We start from the raw sequence: 22,697 nt of genomic DNA on the forward strand, positions 1-22,697 counted from the left end.
CGCCATCCAGGGCCTCCTGGGCAAGGCTCGTTAAGTCAATTTGCAGATGCTTATGGTCGCGGCATCGAGAGATCGCTACCCAAGGTCGTGATTCGGAGACCCTGGTATGCCGTTCCCGACATTCTTGTGGAAGAAGATCGACCCGGATGCCATTTGGCTGGGGCCTGCGCTTATCATTATGCAGATACTATTATTCAATCATATGTGTAGATTAATGAGTCTTGATACTCAATTAATAGTGACTTTTCTGGCGATTTTCTTAATTTTTTTGGGGCTCGTAATGATGTTGATAAGCCCTCTTCGCAAGGGGGTTGAGCGAGGAAATGTCTCTGAAGCGCTTATTGTCCAGTCTAAAAAAGCCGCGACGGCGATGATTGTGTTGTCTTTTGTGTTGTCGACAATAAATGCAATTTTTTTTCTAAATATATGATTGGCGATATTGGTATCTACTGAATTGGTTTGCCGCTCGGCTACGCTCACCCGCCCAGCCGGTATTTAACAAACCCTTCGCCGGCATCGCCCACGGCCTGCGCCTTCAGCCCCTCCGGCTTTCGGCTCGCGGCGGCCGGGGAGGTCGGGAATGTGACGTTGACGTTGGCCGGCAGCGGCACGAGCGACCAGTTGCCGTCGGCGGTCGGGTCGATCGTCTTCTTGTCGAGGATGTAGCGCACCACGACGTCGCGGTTGAGGTCCGGCGCTTCCAGAACGATCGTCGTCCTGGTGCCCGGGAAATTGCCGCCGCCCGAGGCGCGGTAGTTGTTGGTGACGACGAGGAACTGCGCCTTCTCGTCGACCGATTTGCCCTCGAAGGAAAGGTCGACGATGCGCCGCGCGTCCGGCGCGACCAGCTTGCCGTCGAGGTCGTAGCGCGAGGGTTGCGTCACGTCGATCCGATAGGTCACGCCGTCGATCACGTCGAAATTGAAGGCCGGGAAGCCCGTATTGATCAGCGGCTGTTCTTCGGATTTCGCGACGTCGATGCGGTTGAAGATGCCGGCCGAGCGCTCCAGCCATTCGTGAAGCTGCGCACCCGTGACTTTCACCACCTGCACCGTGTTCGGGTAGAGATAGATGTCGGCGACGTTCTTGATCGCCAGCGGCCCGGCCGGGATGTCGGTGAAGAAGCCCGGACCGCCGCGCCCGCCGGATTTGAAGGGGGCGGCGGCAGAGAGGATCGGCAGATCCTTGTACTGCGTCTGCGCCATCAGCGGCCGGGCATAGGCGAGCTGCGCGTCGGCGACGATCTGCACCGAAGGATCGTCGGCGACCAAAGCGAAGAAGCTGGTGATCGGCGCCGAGGTCGCGCCCACCGGCTCACGCATATAGTCCAGCGTCGCCTCGTGATCAGCCTTCACCGTGGCGAGGATCGCGGGTTCGGCCTGCGCCTTCGGCACGATCTTTCGGTCGGGCGTGCGCTCGAAGATCGGCCTGGGATCAATCTTGAAATCGGCGATCTTCCAGCCGCCCTCGCGCTTCTCCAGTTCGAGGTCGAGGATGCCGATATGCGAGCCCCAGAAGCCGGGCTGGCAGGCGGGCTTGCCATGCAGCGAGCCCTTCTTGTTGTCGACGCCGGCAATGCCGTCGAAGGCCTTCGCTCCGGGGAAGACCAGATGCTGGTGCCCGGTCAGGATCACGTCGATGCCGTCGAGCTTCGCAAGATGCAGCGCCGCGTTCTCTTCGCCGCCCCGGCGCTCGCCGCCGGCGATGCCGGAATGGCAGAGCGCGATCGTCAGGTCCGGATGGGCGAGCGCGATCTCCGGCAGGTATTTCTGCGCGGCTTCGACGATGTCGGTCGCGGTCACCTTGCGATCGAGATGGGCCTTGTCCCATTGCATGATCTGCGGCGGCACGAAGCCGATCACCGCGATGTTGAGGACATGCCTGGCGCCGGCCTCGTCCTCGAAACTCTGCTCGAAGATGCGCCAGGGCTCGATCAGCATGCCGCCGCCGACGCGCTCGACATTGGCGCAGACGATCGGGAACTCGGCGCGGGCGAGCCCGTGCTCAAGGAAGTCGAGCCCGTAATTGAACTCATGGTTGCCGAGCGTGCCGCACTGATAGGGTAGGGCGTTCATCGCGGCGATCATCGGATGGGTCTCGCCCGCCTTCAGCCCCTTCTTGTAGGCGACATAGTCGCCGAGCGAGGAGCCTTGGAGGAAATCGCCATTGTCGAAGAGCAGGCTGTTCCTGGCTTCCGCCTGCGCCGCCTTGATCAGGTTCGCGGTCTTGGCAAGGCCGACCGTGTCGTCCGGCGCGTCGCGGAAATAGTCGTAAGGTACGACATTGACGTGCAGATCGGTGGTTTCGAGCAGCCTGAGTTTCAGGCGCGCCGGGGCCTGCGCCGCGAGCGGGGCGGGCAGGGCGGCCGAGGCGGCGATCGCCGCTCCAGCCTTGAGCGTGTCGCGGCGGCTGAAACGGGGGGCGCGGTCCATCGTCGGCTCCTGAAGCGAGGTGCTGCGACAGACGCTAGCACCATGGCAGGACCGTGACATCGCAGAAGATGGCTGTGCAGCGAGCCAGCTGACGGAGGAGCGCGGGAAACCCTTCTCCCATCCGTGAGAGGGGTTCGCGTGGCGGTTCTCTCTGTCTTGTGAAAAGGCTCTCTTCAGCGGCTCACGCCCTCCATCCGCACGCGGCCATCCGGGCCCTCCGTCCAGGCGGCGATCGCCCCGTTCGGGAGCCGCTTCGCCTTCACTACGAAGGGCTCGCCGGCGATCAGCGGGGCGAGGCCACGATATTCGAGCCGGATCGGCTCGCCGCCGGAGAGCGTCGCGATGATGTTCATGATCAGCGTCGCCTGGATCGGGCCGTGCACGACGAGGCCGGCATAGCCCTCGACCCCGGTGACATAGGGCTCATCGTAATGGATGCGGTGGCCGTTGAAGGTCAGCGCCGAATAGCGGAACAGCAGCACCGGCGAGCCCTCGACCGTCCAGATGAGGTCGGCCGTCCGCGGCTCGGCCGCCGGTACGGGCGGTGTGGTCGCTGCCGGTTCGGCGCCGGCCTGCGCGGCCTCGCGGTAGACGATGTTGTGACGCTCGCGCAGGGCCAGGCCACGCGGCGTGACGAGCTCATGGTCGACGGCGACGAAGCAGAGCGGCCCGCTGCGTCCCTCCTTGTAGGCGATGTCGGCGATGCGCGAGCGGCGGGTGACTTCGTCGCCGGTCTGCAAGGGGGCGATCGTCTCGATCGTCCCGCCGGCCCACATCCGTCGTGGCAGTGGGATCGGCGGCAGGAAACCGCCCTTGGCCGGGTGTCCGTCCTCCCCGAGCGCGGCCATCGGCGCGATCGGCGGAGCGAGGCACCAGTGCAGGGCGAGCGGCGCCTCGCCTTGCTGGTACGGCGCCAGATGAGGGGCAAACGTCGCCTCATAGCTCGCGACGAGCCGCGGCGTGACGAGGTCGGAAGCCTCTTCCGTCCTGCCGATCCAGGATTTCAGATGGTCGATGTCCATGATGTTCCCTGCAAGGAAGGGCGCGGGGCACCCTCTCCTGGAAGGAGAGTGGTGAGGTGTAGGCCCTGTGACCAGTTCCGCGAGCGCTCACCGCGCGGCTGGGTTCAAGCCAACGTTTCCAGTCCGAACACCTCACCCCTGCCCCTCTCCTTCCAGGAGAGGGGCAGGGGTGATGGTCGATGTCGTTGTCTTCAATACGACCGCGGCATGCCAAGCACATGCTCGGCAAGATAGGAGAGGATGAGGTTGGTCGAGATCGGGGCGACCTGATAGAGCCGCGTCTCCCGGAACTTGCGCTCGACATCGTATTCCTCGGCGAAGCCGAAGCCGCCATGTGTCTGGATGCAGGCATTGGCCGCCTCGAAGGAAGCGTCGGCCGCGAGCATTTTGGCCATGTTCGCTTCGGCGCCCGGGTTCTCGCCGGCCTCGTAGAGGGAGATCGCCTCGCGCACCATTAGCTCGGCGGCGCGCATATTGGCGTAGGCCTTCGCGATCGGGAACTGGATGCCCTGATTCTGGCCGATCGGCCGGCCGAAGACCTGCCGCTCCCTCGCGTAAGCCGACGCCTTCTCGATGAACCATTTCGCGTCGCCGACGCATTCGGCGGCGATCAGGATGCGTTCGGCATTCATGCCCGAGAGGATGTAGCGGAAGCCCTTGCCTTCCTCGCCGATGAGGTTCTCCGCCGGCACGCGGACATTGTCGAAGAACACCTCAGTGGTGGCGTGGTTCATCATCGTCCGGATCGGCCGGATGGTAAGGCCGGCCTTCAGCGCTTCGCGCATGTCGAGGATGAAGACCGAGAGCCCGTCGGTGCGTTTTTGCACCTGATCGCGCGGCGTCGTCCGCGCCAGCAGCAGCATCAGGTCGGATTGCGCCGCCCGGCTCGTCCAGATCTTCTGGCCATTGACGACGTAGTGGTCGCCGTCGCGCCTTGCGGTGGTGCGCAGGGCCGTGGTGTCGGTGCCGCTCGTCGGCTCGGTGACGCCGAAGGCCTGCAGCCTGAGTTCGCCCGAAGCGATCTTCGGCAGGTATTGCTGCTTCTGGGCGTCGGAGCCATGGCGCAAAAGCGTGCCCATCACATACATCTGGGCATGGCAGGCGGCGCCGTTGCAGCCCTGGCGCTGGATCTCCTCCATGATCACCGCAGCAGCCGAGAGAGGGAGGCCGGCGCCGCCATAAGCCTCCGGGATCAGCGCCGAGAGGAAGCCGCTCTGCGTTAGCGCGGTCACGAACTCCGTGGGATAGGCCATCTCACGGTCGAGCCTGCGCCAGTACTCGCCGGGGAAATCGGCGCAGAGCCTGGCGACGGCGTGGCGGATTTCGCTGTGGTCGTGCTGCGTCATCGGATCAACTCAGGCCGTGCGCGCTGCCTTGGGCGCGAATTCCCGGCGCAGCGCGGCTTCGTGCTCACCGAGCGCGGGCACGCGCCGCATCACCGTGCGCTTGCCGTCGACGATCGCCGGCGGCGCCAGCACCTGGACCGGCCCGTTCTGCGTCTCGACCGGCAGCGCCGTCGCGGCGGGATGGCTGATCAGGTCGCCGACATGCGAGACGGTGCCATAGGCGATGCGCGCCTTGTCGAGCGCGGCGGTCGCCTCGGCGAAGCTGCGCGGCGCGAGAATGGCCTGGATCGCCGCGTCGAGTGCGGCGCGGTTGCGGACGCGCAGGACATTGCTCGCAAAGCGCGGATCATCGGCGAGGGCCTCGTCGCGCAGCACGTCGCGGGCGAGGATGCGCCATTCCGGCTCGCTCTGCACCGCCAGCAGCACCTCGGCATCGGCCAGGCGGAAGACGCCATAGGGTGCGATCGAGGGATGGGCGAGGCCGAGCTTCGGCGGCTCGATCCCGCCATAGCGCCGGGTGAGATAAGGCACGTTCATCAGGTCGGCGATGGTGTCGAACAGCGAGAGCTGGATCTGCGAGCCCTGGCCGGTGCGTGCCCGCCGGAGCAGCGCCTCCAGGATCGCGGCATAGGCGGCGTTGCCGGTGGCGATGTCGGCGATCGAGACGCCGATCCGCATCGGCCCCGAGCTCTCGCTGCCGGTGATCGCCGAGAGGCCCGCCTCGGCCTGGATCAGGAGGTCGTAGGCCTTGCGGTTGTAGTGCGGCGTTCCCGGCGCATAGCCGGAAATGTCGCAGGTGATCAGCTTTGGATAGCGCTGGCGCAGCTCGGCCGAGCCGATGCCGAGCCGGCCGGTGGCACCGGGCGCGAGATTCTGGATGAAGACATCGGCCTCGGACAGCATCGTCTCGACCAGAGCGAGGTCGTTCGGGTCCTTGAGGTCGACCCGGCAGGATTCCTTGCCGCGGTTGATCCAGACGAAATAGGAGGACAGGCCTTCCGCGTAGTCGTCATAGCCGCGCGAGAAATCGCCCTCGGCCCGTTCGAGCTTGATGATGCGTGCTCCGGCATCGGCGAGGCGGCAACTGGCGATCGGCGCCGCCACCGCCTGTTCCAAGGCCACCACCAGGATTCCTTCGAGAGCATCCGCCATCTTGATTTGGTCCGCCTTCCGTTTCGGGCGAGACGCGCCGTTCGGCAGGGCGAAGTCAAATAGTCTTTTGCGATGGGGGCCATAGCGCTGCCGGCTCGCGGCGCGGGCGAGGGACTATAGAAAATCGCTATGGGCTTCATCGCTTTATCCTACTTGTGAGCTCAGCGCGCCTATGCGCCCCTTCCGCCATGGTTCAGGCGCCGCAAAAGAGCGCCGTGCCCCGTTCTGCGGACATCAGGGAGGAGATCATGGTGAGGATGAAACTGGCGGCGGCGGGTGCCGTCCTGGCTGGTGTGCTCGCGTCGCTGCCGGCGCTGGCGCAGGACAAGCCGAAAGAGCTCGTGGTCGGCATCGCGACCTTCCTCTCCGGCCCGGCCTCGGTGTTCGGCGTGCCCGGCAAGAACGCCGCCGACCTCTTGATCGAGGAACTCAACGCCAAGGGCGGTATTCTCGGCGTGCCGGTGAAGCCGGTCTATGTCGACGAGGGCGCCGGCACCAACCAGCTTCTCTCCGAATATCGCCGTGTCGTGCAGGAGCAGGGCGCGCAGGTCATGCTGGGTGCGATCTCGTCCGGCTCCTGCAACGCGCTCGCGCCGGTCGCGGAAGACCTCAAGGTCGTCAACGTGATGTGGGATTGCGGCACGCAGACGATCTTCGAGGACGGCAAGTGGAAGTATTCCGTCCGCACGCAAGGGCATGCCGGCGCCGAGATGATGGCGACGCTGCTCTACCTGATGAAGGTCAAGCCCGACTTCAAGTCGATCGCAGTGGTCAACCAGGACTACGCCTGGGGCCGCGAATCCTGGGCGCTGTTCCAGGCCGGGCTGAAGGCGCTGAAGCCCGATGTGAAGGTCGTCGCCGAGCTCTTCCCGAAATTCGGCGCGCCTGATTTCTCGACCGAGATCACGAGGCTCTCGGCGCTGCGGCCCGACGTCGTGCTCTCGACTTCCTGGGGCGGCGACCTCGACACCTTCGTCCAGCAGGCGGCGGCGCGCGGCCTCCTGAAGCAGTCGACCTTCGTGCTGCCGCTGGCCGAAAGCTCGCTGGAGCGGCTCGGCAACGTGCTGCCCGAAGGCGTCATCGTCGGCGCTCGCGGCGACCATTACTGGCTGCACCCGAAGACCAAGAACACCCCGGAGATGCAGGCCTTCGTCAAGAAGTACAAGGACAAGACCGGCGTCTATCCGATCTATCCGACCTTCCACATGCAGCAGGCCCTGACCGGGCTAGCCAAGGCCTATGAGAAGGCGGGTGCTGGCGGCAAATGGCCGAGCAAGGAGCAGGTTATCGCCGCCTTCGAGGGGCTGGAGTTCAAGTCGCTGACCGGCACGATCACCATCCGCGCGGACCATCAGGGGCTGGAGGACCAGATGCTCGGCACGACCAAGCGCGTGCCCGAATACCCGTTCGCGGTCTACGACAAGATGGCGCTCTATCCCGGCAAGCTGGTGACGACGCCGGTCGGCGAGAAGTCGCTCGACTGGTTCGCCAAGGCGACCCAGGCCCTGGTCAACGACAAGTCGATCGAGACCTTCGACTACGCGAAGTGAGTGCGGCTGTCCTCGTCAATGGTCGTCCCGGACAAGCCGCGTCAGCGGCGCTGATCCGGGACCCATGCCGGAACGGTTCAGGCATGGGTCCCGGGGGCTCCCTGCATTCGCCCGGGACGATGGGAGCGACAAATTGAATCAGCCTCTCAGGCACTTGAATCAGTTTCTGAAGAACGGTCTGCATGCCCATTGAAATGCTTCTTCTCGCCGCGCTGGACGGCCTGGCCTATGGCTCGCTGATCTTCCTGGTCGCGGTCGGACTCTCGCTGATCTTCGGCGTACTCGGCATCATCAACGTCGCCCATGGCTCGTTCTACGCGATCGGCGCCTATGTCGCCGCCGCCGGCGTTCTCGCGATGGGCGCGATGGGCCTGCCCGCCTGGCTCGCCTTTCCCTTTCTGCTGGTCGCCGCGGCGCTGGTCGGCACCGTGGTCGGCGGCCTCGTCGAGATCGTCCTGCTGCGCCGGGTCTACGGCAAGGAGGAGGTGCTGCAGCTGATCGTCACCTTCGCCGTCTTCATGATCCTGGAGGACGCGCAGAAGGTGGTGTTCGGGGTGCAGCCCTATTTCGCCAATGCGCCGATGAACTGGCTCGGCACGGTCGAGGTCTTCGGCATCTTCTACACCAAGTATCAGCTCATCCTGATGCCGCTGGTGGCGCTCGCAGTGCTCGCCGGCCTGCGCTTCTTCCTGCGCCGGACGAGTTTCGGCCGCGCCATCGTCGCGGTGACGCAGGACCGCGAGGCTGCGACGGCGATGGGCATCGACGCGGCCCGCGTCTACCTCATCACCTTCATCATCGGCGCCTCGCTGGCGGCGCTCGGCGGCGCGCTCGCCTCCGCCACCACCTCGCTGACCCCCGGCATCGGGGCTGGCACGCTGGTGCTCTCCTTCGCGGTCGCCGCGACAGCCGGGCTCGGGCGCATCGAGGGCGCGGCGGTCGCGGCCCTGCTGATCGGTCTCGGGCGCTCCGTCGCGGTCTATTTCGCGCCGGAGTTCGACGTGCTGATCCCCTATCTCATCATGATGCTGGTGCTGCTGGTGCGTCCGCAGGGCCTGTTCTCGACCGTGCAGACGAGGAAGGTGTGATGGCGCGCCAGCTCGTCCTCGGCCTCGCGCTGCTCATCGCGCTCGCCGTCTTCCCGCTGTTCTCGCCCTGGTCGACGGTGATCCTGACCGTCGCGCTCTGCGAGGGGCTGGCGGCGCTCGGCATCATGGTGCTGCTGCGCGCCGGTCAGGTCTCCTTCGGCCATGGCCTGTTCTTCTCGTTCAGCGCCTATGCCGTCGCCTTCATGGCGGCGGCCCGGCTCGGCCATGAAGCATTGATCCTGATCCCGGTCGCGACCGCGGCATCCGGCCTGCTCGCAGCCATCGTCGGCCTGTTCATCGTCCGCTACCGGGCGATCTTCTTCGGCATGCTCAACCTCGCCATCTCGATGGTGTTCTTTTCGCTTCTGGAGAAGCTCTTCCCGATCACCGGCGGCGCCGACGGCAAGCGCGTGCCGCGCCCGACGCTCGCGGGGATGGAGTTTGGCCGCGAGCAGTTCGAGCTCTGGATCTTCTATATCACGCTCGGCCTCTGCCTCGTCGCGGCGCTCTTCGTCGCCCGTTACCTGGCCTCCCCCGGCGGCAAAGCGCTGGAGGCGATCAAGTCGAACGAGACGCGGCTCGAATATCTCGGCGTATCCCCGCGCAGGGTGCTGTTCGGCGCCTATCTGCTCTCGGGCCTGCTTGCCGGCCTCGGCGGCGCGGTCATCGCACTGGTCTCCGGGCATGTCACGCCGGAGCTGGCCTATTGGGTGCGTTCCGGCGAATTCGTCTTCATCGCCATCCTCGGCGGCATCGGCGGCGTCGCCGGGCCCTTCCTCGGGGCGCTGATGTTCCAGATCATCCGCGGCTATGCGGCGGTCTACGCGCCCGAGACCTGGCATGCCGTGCTCGGCGTCATGCTGCTCGTCATCATCTTCTTCGCGCCGGCCGGACTCTATGGCATCGCCACCGGCTCGCGCCGCAAGGAGGGCGGGCGATGAGCATCATCCTCGAGGCGAGCGACCTCAATCTGCGCTTCGGCGGGGTGCAGGCGGCGAACGGTGCCTCGCTCAAGGTCTCGGCCAATGAGCGTATCTCCATCATCGGCCCCAATGGCGCCGGCAAGACCACCTTCATCAATCTCTGCACCGGCTATCTCAAGCCGCAATCCGGCCGCGTCGTCTTCGCCGGGCAGGACATCACAGCGCTCTCGCCGCGCGCCATCACCAGGCTCGGCATCGGCCGTTCCTTCCAGATCCCGCAGCTCTTCCTCGACAACACGGTGATCGACAACCTGCTGCTGGCGCTCTCCGCCCGCGAGGGCTCATGGTCGCCCTTCCTGGTGATGGAGCGCCATCCGAAGGCTGAGGAGATGTGGGAGCTGCTCGACATGGTCGGGCTGAAGGCGATCGGCGGACGCATCGTGCGCGAATTGCCGGAGGGCATGCGCAAGCTCGTCGACATCGCCGTCGCGCTGGCGCTCGAACCGAAGCTGATCTTCATGGACGAGCCGACCAGCGGCGTCTCCTCGACCGAGAAATTCGAGGTCATGGACACGCTGACGCGCGCCCTCGACGCCCGCGCCACCACGGCGATCTTCGTCGAGCACGATATGGACGTGGTTGCCCGCTATGCCAGCCGCGTCGCCGTCTGGTCCGGCGGCAGGATCGCGCTCGAAGGCTCTCCCGAGGAGATCCTGAACCATCCCGAAGTGCGCGAGACCGTGATCGGAGTGGGGGTCTGATCATGCTGGAAATCAAGGGATTGTCAGCCGAGATCGAGGGCGTGCAGGTGCTGCGCCGCGCGAACCTGTCGCTGGCCGAGGGCGCGACCGTGGCGCTGATCGGCCGCAATGGCGCCGGCAAGACCAGCCTGCTGCGCGCCATCATGGGCTTCATGAAGGTGACGGAGGGCGCGATCAGCTTCGATGGGCGCCCGCTCGACAGCGTCAAGGCGCATCTGCGCCCGCGGCTCGGCATCGGCTACGCGCCGGAGGACCGGCGGCTGTTCTCGAGCTTCAGCATCGAGGAGAATATTCGCCTCCCGGCCGAGGTGATGAAGCTGCCGGCGGCGGAGATCGCACGCCGGCTGGAGGGCATCTATGCCGTGCTGCCGGAACTCGCCGAGCTGCGCCACCGGCCGGCGGCGGGCCTCTCCGGCGGCCAGGGCAAGATGGCGGCGCTGGCGCGGGCCCTGATGGTCGGCAGTCGCGTGATCCTGCTGGACGAGCCTTTCCAGGGGCTCGCCCCGGTCCTGGCGAACCGCTATGCGGCGGCGCTGCGGACCTTGCGCGACAGCCACCCCGACATCGCCCTGCTGATCACCGAATCCAATCCGAGCCTGCTGCGCAACTTTGCCGAGAAAGCCTATGCTATCGAGCGTGGCGAGGTCAGCGAGGCTGCGCTGGCCGCGAGCTCGCTCGCTGCGGCTGGGCTGCATTGAGGGCCGGGCGCAAGTTCCTTTCCCGAGCCGGGCAGGGCGGGCGAGGGAGGCGACCTTTTACTGCCCGCAGCGATTCGTCGTGCGGCCAGCGCAAGGCGTCCGATCGCACGGCCGACTATCCCTATCCCTGACGATCCCTCACAAGGGGCGCCACAGGTCGGGGCTCGCCTCACAGGACATGCCTCGCAGGACTTGGAAGGATCTTACATGACCCAGCATTTCATCAACGGCCGTTATGTGGCCGGCCGCACCGGCGAGACTATGGCCGTGCTCGCCCCGGCGACCGGCGAGGAGTTCACCCGCATCGCCTGCGGCAACGCGCAGGATATCGACGATGCGGTGAAGGCGGCGCAGGCCGCCTATGAGGGCGCCTGGGGCAAGCTCACCGCCGCCGAGCGCGGCCGGCTGATCTCCAAGCTCGCCCTCAAGGTCCAGGATCATTTCGAGGAGCTGGCGAAGATCGAGGCGCGGGACACCGGCAAGCCGATGGCGCAGGCGCGGGCCGATATCGAGGCGACCGCGCGCTATTTCGAGTTCTATGGCGGGGCTGCCGACAAGGTGCACGGCCACATCATCCCGTTCCTCAACGGCTACAGCGTCAACGTCGTCCACGAGCCCTACGGCGTCACCGGCCATATCCTGCCCTGGAACTATCCGGCGCAGATGATTGGCCGCTCGCTGACCGCTTCGTTGGCCATGGGCAATGCGGTCGTGCTGAAGCCGGCCGAGGATGCCTGCCAGAGCGCGCTGCGCCTCGCCGAACTCGCCTCGGAAGTCGGCTTCCCCGATGGCGCGATCAACATCGTCACCGGCCGCGGCCATGAGGCGGGCGAGGCGCTCTGCCGCAATCCCGGCGTCGGCTTCATCTCCTTCACCGGCTCGCCGCAGGTCGGCCAGATCATCCAAAAGGCCTGCGCCGACAATTTCATCACCTGCACGCTCGAGCTCGGCGGCAAGTCTCCGCAGATCATCTTCGACGACGCCGATTTCGACGCGGCGATCCCGACCGTCTGCAAGGCGATCGTCCAGAACACCGGGCAGACCTGCTCGGCCGGTAGCCGTGTGCTCGTCCAGAAGAACGTCTATGACGACTTCATCGGCGCCGTCGCCAAGGAGTTCACCAAGCTGCGCGCCGGCACGCCGGAGATGGACCTCGATTGCGGCCCGGTGATCAACGCCAAGCAGCGTGGCCGGGTGCAGAGCTTCATCGACCAGGCCCGCGAGCAGGGCATCCCGGTTCTCGCCGAGGGCGCGATCGCCCAGGGCGTGCCGAATGGCGGCTTCTATGTGACGCCGACCCTGTTCGGCCAGGTGCCGCGCGGCAACCGGCTGGAGCAGGAAGAGGTGTTCGGCCCGGTGCTCGCCGCCTTCTCCTTCGAGGACGAGGAGGATGCGGTCCGGCTCGCCAACTCCACCGACTATGGCCTCGTCGCCGGCGTCTGGACGGGCAATGGCGGGCGCCAGCAGCGTGTCGCCAAGCGCGTCCGGGCCGGCCAGGTCTTCATCAACGGCTATGGCGCTGGCGGCGGCATCGAGCTGCCCTTCGGCGGCACCGGCAAGAGCGGCCATGGCCGCGAGAAGGGCTTCATGGCGCTCGAGGAGTTCGCGGTGACCAAGACCATCGTGCACAAGCACGGCTGAGCCCGGCTCTAAAACGCCCGGCGCAGGATCCCCCGAAATCGGGTCTTGCGCCGGTTCGCCGGCCGCGTATCCAATGACCGACATGGGAACCCGGCCGGCTGGCGACACCGTCGACATTCTCGCAGCGCTGCTGACGCCCCTGCAGGATCGCCGCATCGTCGATATCGGCTGCGGGCGGGGCCATCTCTTGCATGCGCTGGCCGAGCGTGGCGCTCGCATGGCCGGCGTCGATCCCGACGAGGCGGCGCTGGAAGCGGCGCGCGCGCTCGTGCCCAAGGCGCAGCTCCGCAAGGCCGGCGCGCTGCATCTGCCCTGGGGCGATGCCTCCATGCATGTGGCGATCTTCCTCAACAGCCTGCATCACGTGCCGGTCCCGGAGATGCTGCCGGCGCTGGAGGAGGCCGCCCGCGTCGTCGGCAAGGGCGGCACCGTCATCGTCGTCGAGCCGCTTTCGGAAGGTACCTTCTTCGATGCGCTGCGCCTGATCGAGGACGAGACCGAGGTTCGCCAGGCGGCCCAGGATGCAATCGTCAGGGCGATGCGTCGCGGCGTCGTCAGCGAGCAGCGCCGCATCGAATTCGATCGGATCGAGGCCTTCCCCGATCTCGCCGCCTTCGTCGCGCGTGCGGTCGCCGCCGATCCGGCGCGCCTGGAGCAGGCGGTGGCGGCGCGCGACAAGCTGCAGGCGCGTTTCGAAACCCTGTCGGAGCGCGACGGGCGCGGCTATCTCCTGCATCAGCCGATCCGGTTGCACCATCTCAAGGTGCCGGTCGGACCGCGTCCGGGGGGCAATCCCGCACTTTACGGCTGACAGCGTCGCCTATCTGGTATTGGGCCCGCCCGGTGCGCGCGGATCCTTGACCCGCCCAGGCCATTCCTGCGTGATGCCCGGCTGGACCGGCCGTTCCAGATAGGTCGAGAGCACGACATAGCTGCGCGTCGCGGTGACGCCGGGCACGTCGTAGATCTTCGCCAGCAGGCCTTCGAGCGCATGCGTGCTCTCGGTGCGGACCTTCAGCAGCATGCAGGTGTCGCCGGCGACCGAATGGATCTCCTCGACCTCGGGATGCGCTTCGATCGCCAGCAGCGTCGTCGTCTTGCCCCAGCCGGTGGTGTCGACATGGACGAAGGCGAGCAGCGTCTTGCCGGTGGCCTCCGGTTCGATCAGCGCCGCGATCCGCTTGATCGCGCCGGAACGCCGCAGGCGCTTCACCCGTTCATGCGCCGCCGGTGGCGACAGGCCCACGCGCTCGCCGAGTTCGGCGTAGCTCGTCGTCGCATCCTCGACGAGAACGCCTAACAGCTTTCGGTCCATCGCATCGAGCTCGCGCTCGGAGGTGCGGCCGCGCCGAACGCCATCTGTTTTTTCCAGCATTCGATATTCTCCGATTGAACCGGAATGCAGTTCGGTCATTTTGCCGAAATGGCGAATTCAGATCAAATCACCTCTCGGGTTCCGGCGGCCGCCTATGCGCTCTGCCTGTGCATCGGGCTGGTTGGCGCGAACTCCCTCGCGCTCGGCCCGATCGCACCCCGGGTGGCGGAGAGCTTCGCCAGCGACGTGCCGGCGGTAATGGCCGCTTCTGCCGCCTTCGGGATCGGCACGGCGGCGAGCGCGCTCCTGCTCGCCGGGCTGATCGACCGCTTCGGGCCGGGGCGCATGCTGCGCTATGCGCTGCTCGCCTTTCTGGCCGCGCTTGCGGCGAGCGGGGCGGCGCCGGTCCTGCCGGCCTTTATCGGCGCGCAATTGCTGGCCGGGCTCGCCGCCGGCGTCGCGCTCCCCGCGATCTACACGCTCGCCGCGCTGGCATCGCCGCCCGGCCGCGAGAGCGACACGCTCGGCGTCGTCCTGTTCGGCTGGACACTGAGCATGGTCGCGGGCGTCTCGCTTTCGGCGGTGATCGCCGATCTCTTCGGCTGGCGCATGGTCTACGGCATCGTCGTCGTAGCAGGCCTGGCGGCCGTCGCCGGAACCTCCAAGCTCACTGCTGCAGGCAGTGCGGCCGGCCGCGCTGCGCCATCGCCACTCTCCGCCTTGCGTGTTCCCGGCATCGCGCCGCTGCTCCTCGCCTGTGCCGCCTTCATGGCCTCGTTCTACGGCGTCTACGCCTACTTCGGCGACCATCTGCACCGGGTGCTGGGTCTCCCCGTAAGCGCCGCCGGCCTGCTCGCCCTCTGCTACGGCCTCGGCTTCGGGGCGACCGCCTTTCTCGATCGCTGGATCGATCGCCTCGGCCCGGCCCGGCTGCTGCCGCTGTTCTTCGCGGTGGTCGGCTGCGTCTACCTGCTGATGAGCCTGGTCGCCGGGTCCTATCCCGCGCTGCTCGCCGTGGTGTTCTGCTGGGGCATGGCCAACCATGCGGCGCTGAACGTGCTGATCGTCAGACTGGCCGCGCTCGATCCTGCCCGCCGGGGCGCGATCATGGGCCTCAACAGCGGCGTGACCTATCTCGCGCTCTTCGTCGGGACGACGGCCTTCGGGCCGCTCTACGCCCGCGCCGGTTTTGCGGCGCTTGCGCTGACGGCGGTCGCTCTGATGCTGACGGCGGCGCTCGCCACCGCGCTCGCCCCGCGTACCGCGGCGGCAGGAAACCAGCCCGCCGAATAGGCCTCACATCTGGATGATGTGCCGGATCGTGCGGCCTTCATGCAGCGCGTCGAAGCCCTCATTGATGCCGTCGAGCGGGCTCGAGCTGGTCCAGAGCTTGTCCACCGGCAGCCGGCCGCGCTGATAGAGGTCGATGAAGCGGGGAATGTCGCGCACCGGGATGCAGGAGCCGACATAGGAGCCCTTCAGCGTCCGCTCCTCGCCGACGAGACGCACCGGCGCCAGCGACATCGTATGGGCGGGGTTGGCAAGGCCGGCAGTGGTGGTCGTGCCGCCGCGCCGGGTGATCTGGTAGGCGAGTTCGAGCGCCTTGACCGAACCGGCCATTTCGAGGCCGTGGTCGACGCCGCCCTTCGTGGCGGCGCGGATCGCCTCGACGACATCCGGCGCGCCGGCGTTGAAGGTGTCGGTGGCGCCGAGTTCGCGCGCGATCTTCAGCTTCTCGTCCGAGAGGTCGACGGCGATGACGCGGGCAGCACCACAGGCGGCGGCCCCGAGCAGAGCCGAAAGCCCGACGCCGCCGAGCCCGACCACGGCCACTGTTTCGCCGGCACGCACCTTGGCGGTGTTCACGGCGGCGCCGACGCCGGTCAGCACGGCGCAGCCGAACAGGGCGGCGATCTCGTGCGGGATATCGGCTTCGATCTTGACCAGCGAATGCCGCGACATCACCGCATGCTCGGCGAAGGCGGAGACGCCGACATGATGGTTCACCGGCTTGCCGTTCTGCGAGAGCCGGCGCCCGCCGGCCATCAGTTCGCCGACGCCATTGGCGGCATTGCCGGGCTCGCACAGGGCAGGGCGGCCCTCGCTGCAGGGCGCGCAATGGCCGCAGGACGGCACGAAGACCATGATGACCCGGTCGCCGTTCTTGAGGTCGTTGACGCCTGGGCCGACCTCCTCGACCTCGCCGGCCGCCTCATGGCCGAGCACCATCGGCACCGGGCGCGGCCGGTTGCCGTCGATCACCGAGAGGTCGGAATGGCAGAGCCCGGCGGCCCGCACTTTGACCAGCACCTCGCCCATGCCGGGCGGGGCGAGCTCGACCTCCTCGATCCGGAGAGGCTTCGATTGCGCATAGGGGGCGGCGACGGGGCTGGCATGGAGGACGGCGGCACGGGTCTTCAAGGCGTATCCTCGCATCGAACGCTTCGTTGAGCTCAGACCTCATCCTGAGGAGCGATCGCAGATCGCGTCTCGAAGGATGGACGAGTTGTCTCCAGAATCTCCTGGAGCATCCTTCGAGACGCCGCCGCGCGGCTCCTCAGGACGAGGGCTGAGGATGGTTGCGCGAGTGTTCGGCTTCGTCGGCATCCTGTCAAAGACGAAATGCCGATCAGCCATATAAGGCCGGTTGATCACCATCCTCGCCGAGCGTCGCAGCCCAGCTCTCATCGGTGACGAGGCCGCGCAGGATCTCCCAGGAGAGCTGGCCGATGGCTCGTGCCGCCGCCGGCATCGGCCGTTCCGTCGAATAGGCGAGATAGACTTTGCGATAGAGCGAGGGCCGCTCGATCGGCCAGGTCCGGAAGATGCCGGCCTTTTCCTGCGCCCTCACGGCCATTCGCGGCAGGATGCCGTAGCCGAGGCCGCGTTCGGCGAGGCGCTTGATCTGCGCATAGGATTCGATCTCGACGGCGGCGTGGACCGTGGCGTTGATGCCGGTCGCTGCCTCGTCGATCTGGTCGCGCAGGCCATGGCCAGGCCCCGGCAGGATCAGGTCGAGCCCCGCCGCCTCGGCCAGCGTCACCGGCTCGCCCGGCGGCGTTGCGAGCGCCGTCAGCGCCGGCACGCCGAACAGGCAGAGTTCCTCGGTCAGGACATGGTGGATGCCGAGCCCCTTGGGATCAGAGGTCGAATAGATCACGGCGAGGTCGACCTCGCCCTTGCGCAGCCAGTCGAGCACGAAGCCGCTCATCGCCTCGGCAATGCGGATGCGCACCGCCGGGTAGCGCTCCTTCGCAGCCTCGATCAGCGGCACGCTGAACTGTTCGCTGACGGTCCCCGGCAAGCCGATGCGGACCTCGCCGGTCGGGGCGACCGTCTCGCCGCGTACGCAGTCGCGCAGTCCCGCGAATTCGGCGAGGATGGTACGGGCCCGCTCGAGCAGGCGTTCGCCGGCCTCCGTCGCCACGACCCCGCGCGTGCCCCGGTGCAGAAGCGCAACGCCGAGCTCGTCCTCCATATGCCGCAGATGCTGGCTCAGCGCCGGCTGCGCAACACGCAGCTTGGTCGCCGCCTTCGAGAAAGAGCCCTGTTCGACGATGGCCGTGAAATAGCGCAATTGGCGCAGATCCATCGCCGCTCCTGCTTCCCGATCTCTGATCAGCGCCCTGCCGGCCCGGCGGGCGGCGGCAGCTTTCGCTTATGCAGACTAGAGCGAAGGCTTATTGGCCGTCCACTGCGCGGGCGTGCAAGCTGCCCGTGCGGCAAGGCCGGGCGCCCGCCCAGACCCGGCGTCGCTCTGAAACCAGGAGGAACGCCATGTCGAAGCTCATCACATCGCCGACCAGCCGCCGCGGCTTCCTCTCCGGGGCGGCGGCGCTCGCCGTGGGAGCAGGCCTGCCGGCTGCCGGGCCGGTGCTCGCCAAGGCGCCGCTCGCGGGCAGTCAGGCGCCGTACTTCTATCGCTTCATGCTGGGCCAGGCCGAGGTCAGCGTCGTCTCCGACGGGCCCCTGCCGCTCGGCGATCCCGGCACCAACTTCGCCGGCGTCCCCAAGGAGGACGTCTACAAGATGTTGGAGACGAACTTCCTGCCCAAGGACAATGTCGTGCTCGAGCAGAACATCCCGATCGTCAATTTCGGCGACCGGCTGGTGATGTTCGACACCGGCATGGGCTTCTCGAAGGCCTTCGGGCCGACTACGGGGCGGCTCTTGAAGAGCATGCAGGAGGCCGGCATCAATCCCGGCGACATCGACGCCATCGTCTGCAGCCACGCCCATATCGACCATATCGGCGGCATCTGCTCGGCCGAGGGCAAGACCCACTTCCCGAACGCCCAGATCTATCTCAGCCAGACCGATTTCGACTTCTGGACCGATGAGAGCAAGCTCGGCTCGCCGCTCAAGGCCTTCATCGAGCATGCGAGGGCCAATCTCCTGCCGGTGCGCGACCGCATCGTCTTCTTCAAGGACGGGCAGGAGTTTCTCCCCGGCGTCCAGGCCATCGCCGCACCCGGCCATACCTTCGGCCACCACATCTTCGTGGTCTCGTCCGGCGGAAAGTCCTTCGCCTTCCTCGGGGATCTCACCCATCACGCCGTGCTGCTGCTGGAAAAGCCGCTGATGGAATTCGCCTATGATAGCGATCCCAAGCAGGCGGCGCAGTCGCGCGTGCGGCTGCTCGGCATGCTCGCCGAGAACAAGACGCCGGTGATGTCCTATCACTTCGCCTGGCCGGGCTTCGGCAATCTCGCCAAGGCCGGCGAAGGCTTCCGCTACTACCCGGCGCCGATGCAGATGCTGCGGGGCTGAGCGGAGCGAGCCGATCCGCCCAGGGCAGGGGAGCGCGCGCCGGAGAGCGCAGGCGCGCCTTCCCGTTCCCGCGGTAGCGGCGGTTCCAGCCATGCTGTGTTGTTGTCCTTGCCGTGTCTCTTGCGGTCGCCGGGCGAAACCTGATCGCGCATTTGTGCGACCGCACGGCGAGCCTGGACGGAGTAGTCCGAATGCCCCCCGCGGGAGCGGGGCTTTGCCATTCCCGCATGGTTAAGATGTGTTACCAAATTTCCCGACGCACCCGTTCGTGTCCCGTTGAGAGGCGGCCGCCGGCCGGTGCTGGCTGGTCCCGTCGCTTCCTGCATGGAGTATCGTCATGCTCATGGGGGTCGACGGCTTTGCACTGACGCCGACCGCAAACTTCCTCGCTTATCCAAGGCTCCACGACGAATGCCGCTTTCCGCCGGGCTGGCAACTCGTGGCACGCGGCGAGATGATCGACGCATTGGTGCTGACGGCCGCCGTGCCCGATCACGCGCTTCGGACGATCCTGGCACATATCGGCGATCCGCTGGTGCCGATCGTCAGCCTGGTCCCGGACGAACGGCAGGGCATCGATGCGGCCGGGCAGGGCGAGCAGTTCGCCTGGGAACGCGCCTATGCGATTCAGGCCAAGCTGCGCGAGCTGCCTGTCTCGATCCGCCACAGTGCCGAACCCGAGGACATCCTGCTTGCCAGGGTCTATTCGCGCGATCAGGGGCTTGTCCCGATCCATGATCCCGGCTTGCGAGACCTGGTGCGCTATCCAGTCGCCGGGGCGCTCGACAATGTCTCGGAACTGGCGGCCGGTCTCGACAACAAGGGCTACCTGAGGCGCCGCTTCTTCGACCGGCTGTTCTGCTGTCCGCAATGCCGTTCCGCGCATTTGTCGGTGCGGGAGGAATGTCATTCCTGCCGCTCCGCCAACATCAGCGAAGAGGTCGTCGTCCACCATTTCCAGTGCGCGCACGAGGCACCGGAATCGCAGTTCCGCAGCCATGGCGGCTTCACCTGTCCGAAATGCGCCCGGCCGCTGCGCCATATCGGGCTCGACTACGACAAGCCGGGCTCGATCACCCGCTGCTTCGAGTGCGGAGCGATCAACGACAAGCCTGCGGTCGGCTTCAAGTGCATCGACTGCGGTGCTCATCACGCGCCCGACCAGGTCCCGGCTCGGACCTGGTACGCCTACAGCCTGACCGCTGTCGGCCAGCGCCGGGTGCTGCGGGGCGCAGCCGACGAAAGCCTGCCGGCTCAGACCGGGCTCGATCGCTTCCAGCTCCTGCTCGATCACACCAGGAAGGAGCAGCGGGAATTTGGCTCGCCCTATCAGGTCGCAAACGTCACCTTCACCAACCGCGAGCTGATCGCAGAGCAGGATTTGCGGCTCTGGGAACAGAGCCTGCAACTCGTCGGCGACACCCTGCACAGCGCACTGCGTGAGGTCGATGCCGTGCGTGAGCATGCCGAGGGCTTCCTCATCCTGATGCCCCGCACGGGTCCACACGATGCCGCGCGCGCGCTGCAGCTGGTCGCCGGCAGGATCAGGAGCGTCCTCAAGGTCGATCCGGGCTTTCGCTTCACGCTGGTCGATGACGTCGTGCTCGAAGGCCTCCGCAGCCGGCAGGGTTGAACATGATCGACCTCGACGCTCCCTTGGTGATGCTGGGGCAGTTCGACTGGGCCACCTGGTTTTCCATGTTCTGGTTCATGGTGCTCCTCGAGGTCCCGCGCTACACGCTGTCTGCCATCGCGGTCTTCGCCGCGAGTTTCGCCAAGGCCGCCGTGCCGACGCCGGCGGAACAGCGCCATCTCGACGGGCTGAAGCTCAGCATCGTCATCGCCGGCCACAATGAGGCGGATGCCATCGAGCGCTGCCTGCGATCGCTCGGCGAGCAGACCCGCAAGATCGACGAGATCATCTTCATCGATGACGGCTCGACCGACGGGATGCGCGAGATCATCCACAAGTACCGGCTCCTGGGTCAGATCGACATCGCCCTGTCCAATCAGGTGCGCAGCGGAAAATCGGCCTCGTGCAACCTCGGCTTCTCCCTGGCCAAGGGCGACATCATCATCAATCTCGACGCCGATTGCTCCTATGACTGCGACGCCATCGAGAGGCTGATCGAGCCCTTCATCGATCCCAGGGTCGGCGCCACGACCGGCTCGATCGGGGTGCGCAATTACGACTACTCCGCCGTCACCGCCTATCAGGCGATCGAGTACATCGTCTCGATCGGCATGGGTAAGCGCGCCCTCGACATGCTCGATATGGTCGTCTGCGCCTCGGGTGCCTTCGGCGCCTTTCGCCGCGAGGCGATCCATCAGGTCGGCCTGCTCGCGCCCGGCCCGGGCGAGGATTTCGACCTGACGCTGCGGCTGCGCCGTTGCGGCTGGAAGATCCGGTTCGCCGCCAATTCCTGGTGCTTCACCGATACCCCGGCGACCCTTGCCGCGCTGATACGCCAGCGCCGCCGCTGGGACCGCGACACCCTGCGCACGCGCCTGCGCAAGTTCCGCGACACGTTCCATGCCAGGCGGCGCCGGTTCGCGCTGCTGGAGACCTTCGAGCAGTGCGAATGGCTGGTGATGAACGGTCTCGTGACGCTGGTCTTCCCGATCTACGTCGCCTGGCTGTTCCTGTGCTTCGGCCTCGGCGCCCTGAACATCCTGATCGCGGTCGCGCTCGTCTATCTCGTCCTCGACGCCATCGGCTTCCTGATGGCCCTGACGATCTGCCGGCGCTACAGCGCCGCCATGGTCTGGACCATCGCCCCCTACATCCTGACCTTCGGCCTCTACAACGGCGTCTTCATGCGGTGCGTGCGTCTCCATGCCTATTGGGAGGAGTGGATCTATCGCGCCTCGGCGCGCGACTCCTATTCGCCATCCCGCGTCTCCCACCAAGCCCACTGGAAACGGTGACGCCATGATCACGCAACTGAGAGACCATGAGCGCGCGGACAAGTTCCTCAACGACGTGCGCGCCAACCAAAAGGCGAGGCGCAACTACGGGCGCTATGTCTACATCGCGGCCGTGATCGCGACCTTCCTGTATCTCGGGGATGTCCTGGTCGGAAACCTGCTCTGGCTGAGGGCGGAAGGCCTGATCCTGTCCGATCATGTCATCGTGGCCTCGCCCTATGCGGTCCAGGTCACGAAGATGGCGGCGCAGCCCGGACAACTGGTGAAGCAGGGCGATGTCCTGGCCACGGTCAGCTCACCGCAGATCATGGAGGCCATGGCGACGCTGACCTCCAGGGCTGCCGAGACCACGGCCCGGCAGGCCGAACTCGCGATCAAGCTCGAAGTCGCCAATGCGGTGATGAAAACGGCCGAGGAGCGGCTCAAGGAGACCGAGGTGCAGTTGCGGAAGGTCAACAGCTCCCGCGCCGGGCTTGGCTTCGTCTCGGACGCCTTTGCCGCGAACGTCCAGAAGGACCGCTATGCCGCCATGCAGGAGAAGGTCTCGCGCGAGGCCGAGCGCCGCGGCACGATCGAGCAGCTCGCCCAGCTCGACCTGTCGCTGGGCGAGGCCCGGCAAGCCCTGGAGCAGCTGCGCCGGAGCTACAATGACGGCATCATCACGGCGCCCGCCGACGGAACCATCGGACCGAAGACAGCGGTCCAGGGCGACGTCCTGCGGCCGGGCGACAATCTGATGCAGCTCTATGTCGGCCACAAATTCGCGCTGGTCTATCTGGAGACCGGGACCTTGTACGAGGTCAAGGTCGGCGACCCCGTGAAGGTCGCCGACGGCTTCAAGCAGACGGACGGCACGATTTCCGAGATCCAGCCGATCACCGTCCCGCTCCCGGCGGAGTTCCAGCGCGCCTTTCGCCCGCCCTCGCGCGGGCAGGTCGCAAAAATCCGGCTCGACGCCGAAGCGACCTTCCCCCTGGCGTCGAAGGTGACGGTGGCCGGCCGGTCCTGGTGGTGATGAAAAGGGTTAGGCTGGCGCGGTCTTGACGACCCCTTGCGTCCGCCCCGCGTCCG

At 66.6% G+C, this 22,697-nt stretch carries 20 protein-coding genes; 13 read left to right on the forward strand and 7 right to left on the reverse strand.

What is annotated here, in order from left to right:
• Positions 1–106: 106 nt before the first annotated feature.
• On the forward strand, positions 107–430 hold the full coding sequence (locus AC1REK_RS17835) for a hypothetical protein (RefSeq protein ID WP_492269009.1): 324 nt from the start codon (positions 107–109) through the stop codon (positions 428–430).
• A 46-nt stretch (positions 431–476) separates the two neighbouring features.
• Here the strand turns inward: AC1REK_RS17835 and AC1REK_RS17840 are convergent, their stop codons facing one another.
• The 4 genes from AC1REK_RS17840 to AC1REK_RS17855 all read right to left on the reverse strand — a co-directional run bounded on the left by AC1REK_RS17840 (position 477) and on the right by AC1REK_RS17855 (position 5,952).
• On the reverse strand, positions 477–2,432 hold the full coding sequence (locus tag AC1REK_RS17840) for a bifunctional 2',3'-cyclic-nucleotide 2'-phosphodiesterase/3'-nucleotidase (RefSeq protein WP_492269008.1): 1,956 nt from the start codon (positions 2,430–2,432) through the stop codon (positions 477–479).
• Positions 2,433–2,605: 173 nt separating this feature from the next.
• Positions 2,606–3,454, reverse strand: coding sequence for an HTD2 family dehydratase (locus tag AC1REK_RS17845; RefSeq protein ID WP_492269007.1), 849 nt, complete (start codon positions 3,452–3,454; stop codon positions 2,606–2,608).
• Between the two features lie 191 nt (positions 3,455–3,645).
• Positions 3,646–4,800 (reverse strand): acyl-CoA dehydrogenase family protein, encoded by a 1,155-nt coding sequence (locus AC1REK_RS17850; protein ID WP_492269006.1) that lies wholly within the window; start codon positions 4,798–4,800, stop codon positions 3,646–3,648.
• 9 nt (positions 4,801–4,809) lie between these two features.
• Complete coding sequence (locus tag AC1REK_RS17855) at positions 4,810–5,952, reverse strand: CaiB/BaiF CoA transferase family protein (RefSeq protein ID WP_492269005.1); 1,143 nt, start codon at positions 5,950–5,952, stop codon at positions 4,810–4,812.
• A gap of 248 nt (positions 5,953–6,200) precedes the next feature.
• On the opposite strand from AC1REK_RS17855, the gene AC1REK_RS17860 reads away from it, so the two are divergent.
• The 7 genes from AC1REK_RS17860 to AC1REK_RS17890 all read left to right on the forward strand — a co-directional run bounded on the left by AC1REK_RS17860 (position 6,201) and on the right by AC1REK_RS17890 (position 13,424).
• Complete coding sequence (locus AC1REK_RS17860) at positions 6,201–7,502, forward strand: ABC transporter substrate-binding protein (protein WP_492269004.1); 1,302 nt, start codon at positions 6,201–6,203, stop codon at positions 7,500–7,502.
• A 182-nt stretch (positions 7,503–7,684) separates the two neighbouring features.
• The gene (locus AC1REK_RS17865; RefSeq protein ID WP_492269003.1) at positions 7,685–8,590 is read left to right on the forward strand and encodes a branched-chain amino acid ABC transporter permease; all 906 of its coding nucleotides are present in this window, start codon (positions 7,685–7,687) and stop codon (positions 8,588–8,590) included.
• Positions 8,590–9,531 carry a branched-chain amino acid ABC transporter permease gene (locus tag AC1REK_RS17870; RefSeq protein WP_492269002.1) on the forward strand — a complete coding sequence of 314 codons (942 nt, stop codon included), beginning with the start codon at positions 8,590–8,592 and terminating at the stop codon, positions 9,529–9,531. The genes AC1REK_RS17865 and AC1REK_RS17870 overlap by 1 nt, the downstream gene beginning before the upstream one ends.
• On the forward strand, positions 9,528–10,274 hold the full coding sequence (locus tag AC1REK_RS17875) for an ABC transporter ATP-binding protein (protein ID WP_492269001.1): 747 nt from the start codon (positions 9,528–9,530) through the stop codon (positions 10,272–10,274). The genes AC1REK_RS17870 and AC1REK_RS17875 overlap by 4 nt, the downstream gene beginning before the upstream one ends.
• A 2-nt stretch (positions 10,275–10,276) precedes the next feature.
• Positions 10,277–10,972, forward strand: a complete 696-nt coding sequence (locus AC1REK_RS17880) for an ABC transporter ATP-binding protein (RefSeq protein WP_316020013.1) — start codon at positions 10,277–10,279, stop codon at positions 10,970–10,972.
• 207 nt (positions 10,973–11,179) lie between these two features.
• A complete protein-coding gene (locus tag AC1REK_RS17885) occupies positions 11,180–12,613 on the forward strand; it encodes an aldehyde dehydrogenase family protein (protein ID WP_492269000.1) in 1,434 nt (477 codons plus the stop codon).
• A 73-nt stretch (positions 12,614–12,686) separates the two neighbouring features.
• Positions 12,687–13,424: a class I SAM-dependent methyltransferase gene (locus tag AC1REK_RS17890; RefSeq protein ID WP_492268999.1), complete on the forward strand. Its 738-nt coding sequence runs from the start codon at positions 12,687–12,689 to the stop codon at positions 13,422–13,424.
• Between the two features lie 9 nt (positions 13,425–13,433).
• Here AC1REK_RS17890 and AC1REK_RS17895 read toward each other — a convergent pair whose 3' ends face one another.
• Entirely contained in the window at positions 13,434–13,988 is a 555-nt protein-coding gene (locus AC1REK_RS17895; protein ID WP_492268998.1) for an Lrp/AsnC family transcriptional regulator, read from the reverse strand.
• A 48-nt stretch (positions 13,989–14,036) separates the two neighbouring features.
• Here AC1REK_RS17895 and AC1REK_RS17900 point away from each other — a divergent pair, with 48 nt between their 5' ends.
• Positions 14,037–15,221: an MFS transporter gene (locus tag AC1REK_RS17900; protein ID WP_492268997.1), complete on the forward strand. Its 1,185-nt coding sequence runs from the start codon at positions 14,037–14,039 to the stop codon at positions 15,219–15,221.
• A 3-nt stretch (positions 15,222–15,224) separates the two neighbouring features.
• On the opposite strand, the gene AC1REK_RS17905 is transcribed toward AC1REK_RS17900, so the two are convergent.
• Together AC1REK_RS17905 and AC1REK_RS17910 are read right to left on the reverse strand one after the other, a co-directional pair.
• Positions 15,225–16,349: a zinc-dependent alcohol dehydrogenase family protein gene (locus AC1REK_RS17905; RefSeq protein WP_492268996.1), complete on the reverse strand. Its 1,125-nt coding sequence runs from the start codon at positions 16,347–16,349 to the stop codon at positions 15,225–15,227.
• Positions 16,350–16,557: 208 nt separating this feature from the next.
• Positions 16,558–17,520, reverse strand: coding sequence for a LysR family transcriptional regulator (locus tag AC1REK_RS17910; RefSeq protein ID WP_492268995.1), 963 nt, complete (start codon positions 17,518–17,520; stop codon positions 16,558–16,560).
• 197 nt (positions 17,521–17,717) lie between these two features.
• Here AC1REK_RS17910 and AC1REK_RS17915 point away from each other — a divergent pair, with 197 nt between their 5' ends.
• The 4 genes from AC1REK_RS17915 (at position 17,718) to AC1REK_RS17930 (ending at position 22,641) form a co-directional block, all read left to right on the forward strand.
• Positions 17,718–18,698, forward strand: a complete 981-nt coding sequence (locus AC1REK_RS17915) for an MBL fold metallo-hydrolase (RefSeq protein ID WP_492269128.1) — start codon at positions 17,718–17,720, stop codon at positions 18,696–18,698.
• A gap of 337 nt (positions 18,699–19,035) precedes the next feature.
• Entirely contained in the window at positions 19,036–20,331 is a 1,296-nt protein-coding gene (locus AC1REK_RS17920; RefSeq protein WP_492268994.1) for a TackOD1 domain-containing metal-binding protein, read from the forward strand.
• 2 nt (positions 20,332–20,333) lie between these two features.
• Positions 20,334–21,626, forward strand: a complete 1,293-nt coding sequence (locus AC1REK_RS17925; protein ID WP_492268993.1) for a glycosyltransferase family 2 protein — start codon at positions 20,334–20,336, stop codon at positions 21,624–21,626.
• Positions 21,627–21,630: 4 nt separating this feature from the next.
• Entirely contained in the window at positions 21,631–22,641 is a 1,011-nt protein-coding gene (locus tag AC1REK_RS17930) for an HlyD family secretion protein (protein WP_327521273.1), read from the forward strand.
• Positions 22,642–22,697 lie beyond the last annotated feature (56 nt).

The organism is Allobosea sp. GW823-FHT02B03 (assembly GCF_058797755.1).